The organism is Bacillus thuringiensis (genome assembly GCF_001595725.1).
Classification (GTDB): Bacteria; Bacillota; Bacilli; order Bacillales; family Bacillaceae_G; genus Bacillus_A; species Bacillus_A thuringiensis_K.
Genome location: NZ_CP014282.1, coordinates 4,315,397 through 4,329,613, shown reverse-complemented (window position 1 = coordinate 4,329,613; position 14,217 = coordinate 4,315,397). Strand labels below are relative to the sequence as shown.

Genomic DNA, 14,217 nt, shown 5'->3' with positions numbered 1-14,217 from the left:
TTGAAAATTCTATTTTTCAGTATTTAAAATGAATTTACCTACGATAGCTGCGAAGATACCACCAAGAATTGGTGCTACGATGAATACCCATAGTTGAGAAAGTGCTTCTCCACCAACAAATAAAGCTGGTGCGATACTACGAGCTGGGTTAACAGATGTTCCAGTTAACGGAATTCCTAATAAGTGAATTAAAACTAATGTGAAACCAATTACTAGTCCAGCTAAAGAAGAACTTCCTTTTTTACCTGTTACAGCAACGATAACTAAAATAAATACGAAAGTTAAAATGAACTCAACTAAAAATGCTCCAGATAAACCAAGAGTTCCGAAACCATTTTGTCCTAAATTATCTAAAGGTGTTTTAGCAGATTTTAAAATTGTTACTAACGTTGCAGTTCCTAATAAACCACCTAAAATTTGAGCTAATACATAATAACAAAGTTCCATAGCGTTCATTCGTTTGTTGATGAACATAGCTACTGATACTGCTGGGTTAATGTGACATCCAGAAATTGTTCCGATGCTATATGCCATAGCTACAATAGATAGACCGAAAGCCATAGCGATTCCTAATGTTCCAATTCCTTCAATTCCGCCGCCAGTGACAGCTACTCCAGTTCCGAATAATACAAGTACAAATGTACCAATAAATTCAGCGATTGCTTTTTTTAACATAATTTACCTCCTATTAATGCGCATGAAACGTATTATAACATAAGTTTTAGTATAAGCAGCCAATGAAATACTATTCTGATAAGGCGAAATAGGGGGACAATAAAAAAGGGTATGGTTCATTTCTATAGAACCATACCCTTTTTTTATGCCGATTTTTTCTGTTTAACGACTGGAACAGAACGGTTTAAAATACTATTTGCAACCATTCCTAACATGATAATAATCATTCCGATGAGAGAAAGTCCTCCAGGGAGTGAACCATTTAAGAAAATGATTTCTCCAAGTACGGTAAAGACCATCGTTCCAGCTTGTGTTGCTTCAACAGCTCCAAGTAGAGCGAGGTTATCTTTTGCTAAGTCAGTAGCAAAGAAAAATGTCATCGTTGCAATAACGCCGGAACATAATGCTAACAAAAATCCTTGAAGCATCTGGTTGGATGTTGGAATGCCAGTAGTAGAAAATCCGTATATACCAAGCAAGATTGTTATAGGAAGACTTCCAATTGCCATTCCTAATACACGTTGGAACGTATCAAGGCGTCCACCAACAAGCCCCATCATTTTTCGGTTACCGAACGGATATAAGAAAGCGGCTAATACGACAGGTAAAAAACCTGAAATGAACTGAGTCATTGTAATATGGTCTGCGGCAGTTGCTTGCATACAAATTACACCAAGTAAAATAAATAATGCAACATATAAGCTACGAAGTGGAATTTTTCCACGTACAAGTTTCGTACCTGATTTTGTTTCTATTTTCACGAAAAATAGTGGTGATAGTAGTAAACCAGCTAAAATCGTAACTTGCCAAGTTCCAGCAACGAGCCAAGCTGGAGAAAAGACAGCTGCGAAACTTAATAAAGAATAAAAACCAATACCGGCAACAGAACCCCATCCGATCCATGCCAATGGATGTTTTCTTAACTCTTCCCATAATCCCCTAAAGTTTTTGCGAAATAAAACGATAAGGAATAAAATAGGAAGAGCAAATAAAAAACGGAAGGAAGCTGTCCAAGCCCAGCTCGTTCCAGATACATTCATTGCTCTATTGATAATAAAGGTTGCAGAAAAAAAGGCCGATGATAAAAGGCCTAATAAAATTGCGCGCATGAAGTATAGCACTCCTTTCGAAAATAAATAATTATGTATAGTATGATATACTTTTAATGAATAAAAGTAAACTATTTTATACTTTAAGGTGGTTTTATATATGAAAGAAAATGAAGATATGCAAACGAAAGAAGTCATTCAACAAGTTGGACAGTTATTGAGACAAATTCGAAATGAACAGAAATTAAGTTTAGAAGAATTAGCTCATAAAACAGGAGTTAGTAAATTAACATTAGGAAAGATCGAAAGAGGGGAAACAAATCCGACGCTAGCTGTCATTTGGAAAATAACGAAAGGGTTATCAATTCCTTTATCCAGATTAATGGTTGTTGGAGAACCTGTAGCTGTTGCGCGATGTGGAGAAGGATTTGCAGTAGATGAAGGACAAGCGTGGCATTTAGAAACGATGTTCCGTTATACGAAAGAAACAGGGATGGAAATGCACCGTGCTTGTTTACGATCAAATAGTATATATGAACCAGAAGCTCATCATGAAGGTGCGATTGAGCTTGTAACGGTAATGAAAGGGAAAGTGTCTATTCAAGTGGAGAATGATGTATACGAATTAAATGAGTTTGATTCCATTCAATTTGAAGCGAATAAGAAGCATATTTATAAAAATGAAGAAGAAGAAGTGGCAGTATTACATTTAACGATGAAATATTCTTCATGAAAAAATCACCTATAGGATTCTATAGGTGATTTGCTCTTCTTAAGTATGTGAAATGATGCCGTTAGTACGAACGTGGCATAAGTAATAAACAAATGAAATAAACTAAAAATCCTGTCCCAAAACATAAAACAGCAATAATCCAAATGATACGAATAAGAGTAGAGCTAATATCAAAATATTCTCCTAAACCACCACATATACCAAATAGCATTTTATCAGTTTCGGATTTACATAACTTTTTTGACATATTCCAATCAACTCCTTTTTATATCAAACTGCATACTTTTATTCTATATGGAAATTTATGAGAAGACTATGGGGTTGTATTACATTTTTTTGTGAGAAGCGATCGTATTAATTGTCTTAATTTTCAGTGGATATTAAACTTGTAGTTATGAGTTGATTTTTAATAAAGGGTGGGGAAATAGAGATGACAGTATATTGGTTGAATAACGTAATGCTTGAATCAGGATATACATATGAAGAAGAGAGAATTTCACAAACAGAAACAGAATTATGCAGTTTACTTATTGAAGATGGTCGAATTAAAAAAATTATAAAAGGGATTATTCAAGAGGAAGATATAGTAACTTTTGATGCTAAGCACTTATTAATGTTGCCAGCTTTCAAAGAGATGCACATTCACATTGATAAAACATATTATAGTGGCCCATGGAAAGCTTGTATGCCAGCAGAAAGTATTTTTACACGTTTTAATGAAGAAGAAAAAATTTTACCAAAGCAATTAGCGACTGCCCAAAATAGAGCGGAAAATATGCTAGAGTTACTACTGCAAAATGGTGCAACGAATATTAGAACGCATTGTAATGTCGATCCGATTATTGGGCTTGGTAATTTGGAGGCGACGTTAGCGGCATTAGAAACATATAAAAATCGAGTGTCTAGTAGAATTGTTGCGTTTCCGCAACATGGATTATTGCGCAGTGATTCTGTGCAACTCGTGAAAGATGCGATGCGTATGGGTGCTCATCTAGTTGGAGGGGTAGATCCAGCTACAGTGGATAATGACATTGAAAAGTCATTACATACAATTATGGATATCGCAGTAGAATTTAATGCGGATGTTGATATTCATTTGCACGATGCGAATAATCTTGGAACGTTTACGATGAAGAGATTGGCAAGTTTAACAGAAGAAGCAGGATGGCAAGGCCGTGTAACGATTAGTCATGCAATTGGACTTGGTGGTGTTACTGATAAAGAGGCTGAGGAAGTGGCAGAAAGACTCGCAAATGTAAATATTGATATTACTTCAACAGTGCCAATTGGTAAACAAGTAATCCCAATTCCGTTATTAGATAAAAAAGGTGTTAAGGTTTCATTAGGAAATGATAGCATTACAGATCACTGGTCACCGTTTGGAACAGGTGATATGCTTCAAAAGGCGAATCGATTAGCAGAGCGTTTTGGGTGGAGTGACGAAGGGTCTTTAGGAAAAGCACTCCGCTTTATTACAGGAGGAAAAGAAACGTTAAATAATGAAGGAAAGCGAGTATGGCCGAATGTAGGGGATGAAGCGAGCTTTGTTTTGACGAATGCGACATGCGCTGCTGAAGCAGTAGCGCGTCAAACAGAAAAACGTTTAGTCGTGTATAAAGGAAATATTGTTGTTGGAAGTTTAAATGAGGTGGAATTAAATAATCTTGTGTAGAAGAATCGTTTAAATATTTTGAGGAGGGTTCTAATGGTGAGTATAGAACTCTTCTTTTTTATTCTTACAATATATTTTTATAGGAAAGCTAGAAGGGATGAAAAAATTGGACAATCAACATAATCAAAATCATATTATGGGAACTTTGCAATGGTTTATATTTTTATTAGCAAATTCAATCGCACTACCAATTGTCGTTGGCGGATTATTTCATCTTACGACGGAAGAAATATTTTATTTAATGCAGCGTACGTTTTTTGTAGTTGGTATATCTTCTTTTTTACAAGGGTGGCTTGGGCATAGACTGCCAATTGCGGATGGGCCGGCTGGATCTTGGGTTGGTGTATTTACCGTACTTGCTTATGCAACGGCCGGACAGGATCAATTACATAGTACACTGCAAATTTTAGAATTAGGAATGATAATCTCCGGTGTTATTTTAATAGGATTAGGAGTAACTGGTTTTATAGGACGTATTTTATTTTTATTTACGCCGCTTGTGACAGGGACGTTTTTACTTTTATTATGTTTACAATTAAGTGGTGTATTTTTAAAAGGAATGTTAGGAATTACAGCTACTATTTCTCAAATCGACGGATTTACAGCAATGATCGCGTTTAGTATATTTCTGTTCGTTATTATACTATCTAATTTTGGAAAAGGCTTTGTCAAAAGTTATGCAGTTTTAATAGGATTAATTAGTGGGTGGATTATTTTTCTTATTGCAGGAAAAGTGACAATCCCATCTCAAGTAACTCATTTTGTGCAACTTCCACATATATTTGCTTGGGGACTTCCAAAATGGAATACAGGTATGGCTGTATCAAGTTTCGTTATGGTATGTATTTTAGTTTCGAATACGGTGGCAGCTATTATAGCAATTAATCAAGCAACTATTCATAAAGCGGCTATTGAACAAAAACAGTTGAAAGATGGAACATGGGTTGGGGGGATTTCACATATCATCTCTTCTGTATTTTCAACTGTAGGTGTCGTTCCGTTACCAGCAACGGCAGGATTTATACGTTTAACAAAACAAAAGTATATACGATCGTTCTTAATGGCATGTGCGTTACTAGTCGTAATGTCTCTTTTTCCAAGTATTATTCGTTACTTAGCATCTTTACCATCAGCTGTCGCATCGGCTGTTTTAATGGCTTCGTTCGTACAGTTAATTGGAATTGGATTTAATAATATAAAACAAGTGCCGATGAGTGAAAGGAATGTAACGATTTTAGGCGTTGCAGTATTATTTGGCAGCGGCGTTATGTTTTTACCGTCTGGAGCACTCCAATCCTTGCCGTCTGTTATGCAATATATATTCGGTAATGGTTTATTTGTAGGTACGGTTGTAAGTATATTGCTAGAACAAATATGGCGCGTTGGAAAGTAAGTGGATAAAAAGAGTGTACGCACTGTATAAAAGTCTAAAATAACATGTGAAATAAAGCCCATTTTCATTCACCACCTGCACATTTCGTTCATACAATATCTTGACTAAATAAACACCCAACTTACACATACACAGCTCTGGCTTAAGCAAGGAGGGTTATACCAGTTGAAGGAAAAAGCGTATCAATCTAAACCTTTACTCACAAAGAGAGAGAGAGAAGTATTTGAATTGCTGGTTCAAGATAAAACAACGAAGGAAATTGCAGGTGAACTTTTTATAAGTGAAAAGACAGTTCGCAACCACATCTCAAACGCAATGCAAAAGCTAGGGGTTAAAGGACGTTCACAAGCAGTTGTTGAGCTTCTTCGCATGGGAGAGCTCGAACTATAAGAAAGCAGCCGACTTTTATATAAAAGTCGGCTATTTTTTTTGTTTATATTTTGAACTTAAAAAAGGTATCTCAGACTGTGAGGGGGAAGATATGTTTAAGAAAGAAATGTTAAAAATAACTATTTTAAAATATGATGAGGTATCCTTGTCATTCATGGATAAGAAGGTGCAAATATGAAGTTGTATTTTAAGGATATGGAGATAGGTGAAATTAAAGATGTTTTTGGAGATATGCCATGGATGTATGGAACAATTCGTCTATACGAGAATAGTAAAACGTTCCAAAAATATTTTCGTGAGATGGTAGACGAAGATAGTGCATTTGATTTTGAAAGCATAGACCCTGAATTTTTACATGAAGAAAATTGGTCTATTTTTGATGAGGATGATCAGCGGTATTTAAGGATTGATATACCTGCTATTCATATGGAGGATACAACAATTGCGTGGCGTTGGAGATAAAAGCTATACAGTTGTGAACATCTTCGTACGAAAGAATTCAAACGATAACAATAAGCTGAATTTTATACAAAAGGTCAGCTTATTGTTATCGTTTTTTTCGCTTGCTATATGAATGATAAGAACACTCCATACATAAATAGGTAGTAAGGAGGGGATATGTTGAAAAGGATATTGTTAGTTTCAACAAGCGCTCATGATATGAATGGACACCCGACTGGTTTGTGGTTGGAAGAGCTCGCAGCTCCTTATAATTTGTTTAAAAAAGCTAAGTTCGATGTTGATATTGTGTCGATACAGGGTGGTAGAGTACCGATTGATAGAGTGTCTATTCCGAACGGGATACCTCGTGAGTTTAAGCATGTTGCATCTTTGTTGCAAAATACGAATCCGATCTCAACGGTTCATTTTTCGGATTATGATGCGGTTTTATTTGGTGGTGGGCACGGGGCGATTGTAGATTTTGCGGGTAATCCGTATGTTGCAAATTTGATTGAAAATATGTACAACAATAACCGGATTGTGGCGGCTGTTTGTCACGGAGTAAGTTCTTTAGTCGGTGTGAAAAATAAAGATGGTTCGTTTTTTGTTGCCGGTAAGCGTATAACAGGTTATACAAATGATGAGGAAAAAGCTGTGCATTTAGAAAAGCGAGTGCCGTTTTTATTAGAAAGTAAATTGAAAGAAGAAGGGGCTTTGTTTTATGTGGCTCCAAATTTCACGCCGCATGTTGTAGCAGATGGGCGTTTAATTACAGGGCAAAACCCGCAGTCTAGTATGGAAATAGGGAAAGCTATAAGGAGAGCTGTAAATAAAGTATAGAAAAAATGCTCGTTACTTATAAAGGTAGCGGGCATTTTTCTATAGTATAAATGACCCCTTAAACTAAAAAGATATATTGAGTATAGTGACTTCATTTATAATTAATTGTGAATTTGCTATACTATCTTGTATGGACAAAAGGGGAGGCTCTTTTAATGAGAAAAGTTGCATGTGCAAACACTTATATTAATAAAATAAAGCCCGTTATTAGAAAAACGAGTTTTAGTCAATTGAAAATAGATGAAATTGCGAAGTATATGGATATTAGTAAAGCTACTTTATATAAACGTTTTTCTTCAAAAGATGAGATTATTGAAGCTGTGGTAGAAGATTTTATGAACTACCTTCTTGAAGGAGATGCGGATAATCAAGATGAAAGTATGTCTTTTACAGAACGTTTCCAAAAGACGTTTATTCACTCTTTAAAATGTGTGACGTATATTTCAGATGTCTTTTTACAAGATTTGAAAGAGGCATATCCGCACTTATCTGATCAGTTAGTCGCTGCGCAACAAAATCGTAATCATAATTTGCAAATGTTTTTTGAAGCTGGTATGGAACAAGGTTACTTTAATAAAATGAACGCACAATTATTTATGGTGCAAGATGACGTGATGTTAAGACGTATTATAGATCATTCTTTTTGTATTCAGTACGATATTACGTTAAAGAAAGCGATACTTGATTTTTATCAACTAAAGAAGTATCAACTTTTTAAACCAGAGTATATAGAAGCAATTGATGATTCGGAAATTGAAAAAGAAGTTATTGCTATTTTGCAAATGATTTCGTAAAAAAGCAGGTTTTCCTATAGTAATGGAAAACCTGCTTTTTTATTACATGTTATTTTTTACGTATTGCAATACTAATTCAGCTACTGCACCACCTGAAGCTGGGTTTTGACCAGTGATAACACGATTATCTTCTACAGCGAAAGCTTCCCAAGGCTCTGCAGCTTTTTCGTAAAGTCCTCCATTTTTAATGAGTTCATCTTCTGTTAAAAATGGAACAAATTGATCTAATTCAGCTAGTTTTTCTTCTTCATTTGAAAATCCTGTTACTTTTTTACCGCTAATTAAACGTTCCCCATTACTTAATGTAATGTGAAATAAACCAGCAGCTCCGTGACAAACAGAGGAAACGATTCCTCCATTTTCATAAATGTTACGGCTAATCATTTGAAGTTCTTTATTTTCTGGGAAGTCCCAAATCACACCGTGACCACCTGCGTAATAAATAACAGCATAGTCTTCTGGATTCACCTCACTCGGTTTCATTGTAGAACCGAGACGATTCATAAATTCTTTCTTTTGATACCATTCCCAATCGATGCTCTCCGCCATTGCTAAACTATGCGGGTCAATCGGTGTATAACCACCTTGTGGGCTAACATAATCTACTTCGTAACCAGCTTCTTCAACTTTTTTAACGAAATGGACAGCTTCACCAAGCCAAAGACCAGTAGCTCGATTTAAATTTGGATATTTTTCTACGCTCGTTAATACAACTAACATTTTTTTCTTCATCATAATCCTCCTGTAATGTTTCTTCTATATAAAAATTTATTATTTTATTAAGTTAGAAATTGCAAATTTGAATAACCATGTCAGCCCTCTTTATATCGGATTCGAAATTAGTGTATAACAATTTTTGAACAAAGTAAACTAAAAACACTAAATTAGTTTACTTTGTATATTTTTCGTTGACAAACTGTAATGCTGAAACTATGATAGTTCCATGAATATCGAACAACATACATGTTGCGTTTCGGATCCAGTTTGTCGCGCGATAAATATATACATTTGATGAAGTTGTTTAGTAGCGATAGAGGCGCTGAATAACTTTATTTTTCATTTTTATTTACAGTTACTATAATCAGGAGAGGTGTTACACATGGGAAAAGATATAAGTAACCATTCAAAATGGTTTGTTTTCACATTATGTTTTATCGTTTTATTAGGACCGATGAATGCGGTTTTATTTAATGTTGCGTTAGAGGATATGGCTTATGATTTATCCATTAGTCAATCGAAAGTAAGTTGGGTTGTAGTAGGTTATTCCTTATTTGTCGGTGTTGGTTCGATAATATATGGGAAGCTTGCTGATCGTTATAGTGTAAAAAAACTATTGATTATTTCAATTATCATATTTGTAGCTGGGTCCATTATTGGATTTGTAAATCAATCTTATGCGATTGTCATTTTTGCAAGATTAGTGCAGGCGAGTGGGGGCGCGGCGTTTATTGCGCTTAGTATGATTGCGGTAGCAAAATTAGTCGCTCCTGCTAAGAAGCCTGGTGCTTTAGCGATGATTAGTTCTTCTATTGCATTAGCGGTTGGTATTGGTCCTTTAGTTGGTGGGGCTATTACAAATACACTAGGGTGGCCATATTTATTTTTATTTATGGTTATTTCAGTATTGGGGATTTTCTTGCTTATAAAATTTATGCCAGAAGAAGCGCGTCATACGGATGAAGCGTTTCATTTTGATTACATTGGAGCGGCGTTACTATTTGTATTTATTACGACTGTTTTGTTAGGTGTTAATATGAATAGTTGGCTATTTGTGTTATCGATAATTTCCTTATTTTTATTCACGGTTCGTATGAAGAAAGCGGAGCATCCATTTATCGATATTGAGTTATTTTCGAACAAAGCATTTCTTCGTTTAATAACAGTCGGATTTATAATTAATGTGGCGTTATGTGCTAGTTTATTATTATTGCCATTGCTGTTAGGAAGAGAGCATGGATTGTCTCCATTCGTTATCGGAATTGCATTGTTTGTTGCATCACTCTTTGGTATTGTATCTAGTTTTATTACCGGGAAGATTGTCCCTTCGTTTGGAAATGTGAACATGATTTATGTAGCGTCTGTCCTTATGATTGTTGGCTTTTTAATTTTAGGGCTTATTCCGAATGGGAACTTAATAGTTATTTTAGTAGCGATTATTTTAACGTTTATGAGTTATTCTGCCATTCAAGTATCATTGAACACATTTATACCGAAAACATTACATGTAGCTAAAGTTGGAGTCGGTCTTGGTTTATACAATTTAATTAACTTCTTCGGTATGGCATTTGGACCAGCTGTAGCGAGCAAAATTATGGAATCCACAAATAGTTATCGTTTTAATTTTATGTTAATCGTCATTTTAATTGCTGCTCATTTCTTCTTATTAATGGGAATGTCTTCTTTTCAAAAAAAGATGGAGCAATGAATATGCACTTTATATAGAAGAAACCGACTTTCTTATAGAAGGTCGGTTATTTTTCTATCTTGCAAATTACGAAAAAAAGGAGCAAAATAAAAAAGGTCCTAGTCTATACATGGGCAAATGAAAATTTTCATACAGAAGCATTTGAAGTGAGCGAACTTAAAGTGTGTAAAATATAATGATAAACATAAAAGATGATGAATGAGAAAACGGGTGATGAAGTTGAATAGAGCAATCGGTGTTATCGATTCAGGAGTTGGCGGTTTAACAGTAGCGAAGGAATTAATTCGTCAGTTGCCGAAAGAGCGTATCATATATTTAGGAGATACAGCACGTTGTCCTTATGGTCCACGTTCTCGAGAAGAAGTACGTCAATTTACGTGGGAAATGACGGAGCATTTACTAGATTTAAATATTAAAATGTTAGTTATTGCGTGTAATACAGCAACTGCAGTTGTATTAGAAGAGATGCAAAAACAATTACCAATTCCAGTAGTAGGAGTTATTCACCCAGGATCACGTACAGCTTTAAAAGTGACAAACACGTATCACGTTGGGATTATTGGAACGATTGGAACGGTGAAAAGTGGTGCATACGAAGAGGCGTTAAAGTCTATTAATAACCGTGTTATGGTAGAAAGTTTAGCTTGTCCACCTTTCGTTGAACTTGTAGAGAGTGGGAATTTCGAAAGTGAAATGGCGTATGAAGTTGTAAGAGAAACGCTGCAACCACTGAAAAGTACCGATATTGATACACTTATATTAGGGTGTACACATTATCCGATTTTAGGACCTGTTATTAAAAAAGTAATGGGAGATAAAGTGCAACTAATTAGTTCTGGTGATGAAACAGCACGTGAAGTAAGTACAATCTTATATCATAGTAAAATGTTGAATGAAGGAGAAGAACAAAGCGATCATCTCTTCTTAACAACAGGAAAAATAGACTTGTTTAAAGAAATTGCATCAAAATGGTTCGGTCAACCGATTGAAAATGTGAAGCATATTCATTTAGAAAAAGAATAATAGTAGAATTCATATAAGTGAGCTCCTGAGAAATCAGGAGTTTTTTGTTTATCCCGCTATTTTCCGCGCAGTAAGACCTCCACCTCAAAATTCAGTGGAAGAAAAGAAGTTATGTGGGGATGAACAAAACCCCCATTGATTAAAGTTTCACTATATAAGAGGCACGGTTTGTTCTAAAATGTGAAACAGCTCGTATACATAATAGTACAAACTTAGATTTTAGGGGGGAATGGCATGCCTAAATCCACTTTTAAATGGGTTGTTGGTGCTACTGTGAGCGCTGTTTTACTAACAGGGTGTGGCTTTATAAATCAGGAGAAAGCAACTGAACAAATTGATCCGCCAAAACAAGTTACGTATACAGAGGGTGGGAAGAAAGAAGTAGCTAAAAAAGATAAGCAAGGGCAAATGGTAAATAGAGAACTATACCTTGTTGATAAAAATGGTTATGTTGTACCACAAACGTTAGCTATACCTACTCCGAAAGCAAATGAGACTGTGAAGCAAACGTTAGAATACCTTGTGAAAGATGGACCGGTAACAAATTTATTACCGAATGGATTTCGTGCAGTCATTCCGGCGAATACAACGATGACCTTAGATTTGAAAAAGGACGGGACGGCAGTTATTGATTTCTCTAAAGAAATGAAAAATTATGCGAAAGAAGAAGAGCGTCAAATCGTTGAATCTATAGCGTGGACGTTGACGCAATTTACAGAGATAAAACAAGTGCAGTTCCAAATAAATGGTGAGAAATTGGCGAAGATGCCTGTTGGGGGTACACCGCTTGGTGAAGGAGTGAGCCGTGCAAATGGTATTAACTTCGATGATGAACAAGTAGCAGATGTAACGAATACAAAACCAGTCACATTGTATTTCATGGCGCAAAATAATAATAAACAGCAATACTACGTACCAGTCACACGTCGCGTTGCGGAAGGTAAAGAAAATGACTATGCAGCAATTATAGATGAGCTTGTAAAAGGTCCGATTCATCAATCGCTCCTGAATGATTTTAATCCAGGCGTTAAGCTTATTACGAATCCGAAATTACAAGACGGAAATCTTACATTAAACTTTAATGAAAATATATTTGTAAACCCAGATAAAAATATGATTTCAAATTACGTACTGAAGTCGTTAGTTTTATCTTTAACAGAAAAGAAAGGTGTGAAAAATATTTCTATTGAAGTGAATGGAAAAGCAAATCTTATAGATGAAAAGGGTGGAAAGTTAATAAAACCTGTAGATCGTCCAGAAAACGTGAATACAGGTAGTTTTTAATCTTGAATAATTTGATATACTTGTAAGAAAGGAGAATTGCTTTTTGGGTTCTCCTTCTTTTATTGTATACATATCATATATTTAAATTTGGCTATACTAACGAGTAGTAATTAAGAGGAGGTTATTTTTATGCGAGTAGATGGTAGAGAGAAAACAGAATTACGCCATATACATATTCATACGAATTATTTAAAACATCCAGAGGGATCTGTATTAATTGAAGTTGGGGATACAAAGGTGATTTGCTCAGCAACAATTGAAGAGCGTGTCCCGCCGTTTATGCGTGGAGAAGGAAAAGGATGGGTAACAGCTGAATACGCGATGATTCCGCGTGCAACAGAACAACGTACGATTAGGGAGTCAAGTAAAGGGAAAGTAACAGGACGTACAATGGAAATCCAGCGTTTAATTGGACGAGCATTACGTGCGGTAGTTGACTTAGAAGCACTTGGTGAAAGAACGGTTTGGATTGATTGTGATGTTATTCAAGCGGATGGTGGAACGAGAACTGCTTCTATTACAGGTGCATATGTAGCAATGGTATTAGCGTTTGAAAAGCTATTACAAGCAGAAAAAGTATCTAAAATTCCAGTAAAAGATTATTTAGCAGCAACGTCAGTAGGAATTGTTGAAGAACAAGGTGTTGTTTTAGATTTAAACTATGCAGAAGATTCTAAAGCAGACGTTGATATGAACGTGATTATGACTGGAAAAGGTCAGTTTGTTGAAGTGCAAGGAACTGGAGAAGAAGCGACGTTTAGCAGAGCACAGTTAAATGAATTACTTGATGCTGCAGAACAGGGCATTTTCCAACTGATTGATATGCAAAAAGAAGCGTTAGGCGACATCGTATCTCATATAGAGTAGAGGTGGAAAGTATGAAACAAGTTGTTGTAGCGACAAAAAATATGGGTAAAGTACGTGAATTTGCTGAGTTATTTGAGCGATTTGATTTAGAAGTAAAATCATTACACGATTTTCCTCATATTGATGAAGTTGAAGAAACTGGTGAAACATTTGAAGAAAATGCAATTTTAAAAGCGGATAGTTTGAGCAAACAGCTGAATGCAATCGTAATTGCGGATGATTCAGGTCTTATTGTAGATGCTTTAAACGGAAAACCAGGCGTGTATTCAGCTCGTTTTGCTGGTGAACCAAAAAATGATCAAGCAAATATCGATAAAGTGTTACAAGAATTAAATGGCATTGAATTTGAAAAGCGTAAAGCTCGTTTCTATTGTGCATTAGCAGTTGCTTTCCCTGAAGGTGATAAAAAGCCTGTCATTGTAAATGGGACATGTGAAGGATTTATTTTAGAACAACGCCGCGGAGAAAATGGTTTTGGATACGATCCGATCTTTTATGTGGAAGAATACAAAAAGGCAATGGCGGAATTAAGTTCAGATGAGAAAAATGCTATTAGCCACCGTGGTCGTGCTCTTCGTAAGTTAGAAGAAAAAATCCCAGAATGGTTTTTAGAAGAATAAGGGAGAGAGAG

At 35.6% G+C, this 14,217-nt stretch carries 16 protein-coding genes; 12 read left to right on the top strand and 4 right to left on the bottom strand.

The features are described 5' to 3' along the window. Window positions 1-9: 9 nt before the first annotated feature. Window positions 10-675 carry an aquaporin gene (locus AXW78_RS21695; protein WP_000913213.1) on the bottom strand — a complete coding sequence of 222 codons (666 nt, stop codon included), beginning with the start codon at window positions 673-675 and terminating at the stop codon, window positions 10-12. A gap of 143 nt (window positions 676-818) precedes the next feature. Next, window positions 819-1,784: a DMT family transporter gene (locus AXW78_RS21690; protein WP_061884643.1), complete on the bottom strand. Its 966-nt coding sequence runs from the start codon at window positions 1,782-1,784 to the stop codon at window positions 819-821. A gap of 100 nt (window positions 1,785-1,884) precedes the next feature. Between AXW78_RS21690 and AXW78_RS21685 the strand changes: the two genes are divergently transcribed. Beyond that, window positions 1,885-2,457 carry a helix-turn-helix domain-containing protein gene (locus tag AXW78_RS21685; protein ID WP_000661924.1) on the top strand — a complete coding sequence of 191 codons (573 nt, stop codon included), beginning with the start codon at window positions 1,885-1,887 and terminating at the stop codon, window positions 2,455-2,457. A gap of 61 nt (window positions 2,458-2,518) precedes the next feature. Here AXW78_RS21685 and AXW78_RS21680 read toward each other — a convergent pair whose 3' ends face one another. Beyond that, window positions 2,519-2,704, bottom strand: coding sequence for a PspC domain-containing protein (locus AXW78_RS21680; RefSeq protein ID WP_000038409.1), 186 nt, complete (start codon window positions 2,702-2,704; stop codon window positions 2,519-2,521). A gap of 183 nt (window positions 2,705-2,887) precedes the next feature. Between AXW78_RS21680 and AXW78_RS21675 the strand changes: the two genes are divergently transcribed. The 6 genes from AXW78_RS21675 to AXW78_RS21650 all read left to right on the top strand — a co-directional run bounded on the left by AXW78_RS21675 (window position 2,888) and on the right by AXW78_RS21650 (window position 7,987). Further along, on the top strand, window positions 2,888-4,129 hold the full coding sequence (locus AXW78_RS21675; protein WP_000219552.1) for an amidohydrolase family protein: 1,242 nt from the start codon (window positions 2,888-2,890) through the stop codon (window positions 4,127-4,129). Between the two features lie 97 nt (window positions 4,130-4,226). Beyond that, entirely contained in the window at window positions 4,227-5,522 is a 1,296-nt protein-coding gene (locus AXW78_RS21670) for a purine/pyrimidine permease (RefSeq protein ID WP_061884642.1), read from the top strand. A 165-nt stretch (window positions 5,523-5,687) separates the two neighbouring features. Continuing rightward, window positions 5,688-5,912, top strand: coding sequence for a spore germination transcription factor GerE (gene gerE, locus AXW78_RS21665; protein WP_000659484.1), 225 nt, complete (start codon window positions 5,688-5,690; stop codon window positions 5,910-5,912). A 174-nt stretch (window positions 5,913-6,086) separates the two neighbouring features. Next, a complete protein-coding gene (locus AXW78_RS21660) occupies window positions 6,087-6,374 on the top strand; it encodes a hypothetical protein (RefSeq protein ID WP_000780763.1) in 288 nt (95 codons plus the stop codon). A 156-nt stretch (window positions 6,375-6,530) separates the two neighbouring features. Continuing rightward, window positions 6,531-7,193: a type 1 glutamine amidotransferase domain-containing protein gene (locus tag AXW78_RS21655; protein WP_061884641.1), complete on the top strand. Its 663-nt coding sequence runs from the start codon at window positions 6,531-6,533 to the stop codon at window positions 7,191-7,193. A gap of 155 nt (window positions 7,194-7,348) precedes the next feature. Further along, window positions 7,349-7,987 carry a TetR/AcrR family transcriptional regulator gene (locus tag AXW78_RS21650; protein WP_001233028.1) on the top strand — a complete coding sequence of 213 codons (639 nt, stop codon included), beginning with the start codon at window positions 7,349-7,351 and terminating at the stop codon, window positions 7,985-7,987. A gap of 42 nt (window positions 7,988-8,029) precedes the next feature. Here the strand turns inward: AXW78_RS21650 and AXW78_RS21645 are convergent, their stop codons facing one another. Further along, the gene (locus AXW78_RS21645) at window positions 8,030-8,719 is read right to left on the bottom strand and encodes a type 1 glutamine amidotransferase domain-containing protein (RefSeq protein ID WP_000728508.1); all 690 of its coding nucleotides are present in this window, start codon (window positions 8,717-8,719) and stop codon (window positions 8,030-8,032) included. Between the two features lie 367 nt (window positions 8,720-9,086). Between AXW78_RS21645 and AXW78_RS21640 the strand changes: the two genes are divergently transcribed. The 5 genes from AXW78_RS21640 (at window position 9,087) to AXW78_RS21620 (ending at window position 14,206) form a co-directional block, all read left to right on the top strand. Next, entirely contained in the window at window positions 9,087-10,412 is a 1,326-nt protein-coding gene (locus tag AXW78_RS21640) for an MFS transporter (protein ID WP_000513869.1), read from the top strand. 213 nt (window positions 10,413-10,625) lie between these two features. Then, complete coding sequence (gene racE / locus AXW78_RS21635) at window positions 10,626-11,435, top strand: glutamate racemase (protein WP_000774004.1); 810 nt, start codon at window positions 10,626-10,628, stop codon at window positions 11,433-11,435. Window positions 11,436-11,669: 234 nt separating this feature from the next. Next, the gene (gene gerM, locus AXW78_RS21630; RefSeq protein WP_001126746.1) at window positions 11,670-12,719 is read left to right on the top strand and encodes a spore germination protein GerM; all 1,050 of its coding nucleotides are present in this window, start codon (window positions 11,670-11,672) and stop codon (window positions 12,717-12,719) included. Between the two features lie 129 nt (window positions 12,720-12,848). Continuing rightward, entirely contained in the window at window positions 12,849-13,586 is a 738-nt protein-coding gene (rph, locus tag AXW78_RS21625) for a ribonuclease PH (RefSeq protein ID WP_001261765.1), read from the top strand. Between the two features lie 11 nt (window positions 13,587-13,597). Then, on the top strand, window positions 13,598-14,206 hold the full coding sequence (locus AXW78_RS21620) for an XTP/dITP diphosphatase (protein WP_000815925.1): 609 nt from the start codon (window positions 13,598-13,600) through the stop codon (window positions 14,204-14,206). Window positions 14,207-14,217 lie beyond the last annotated feature (11 nt).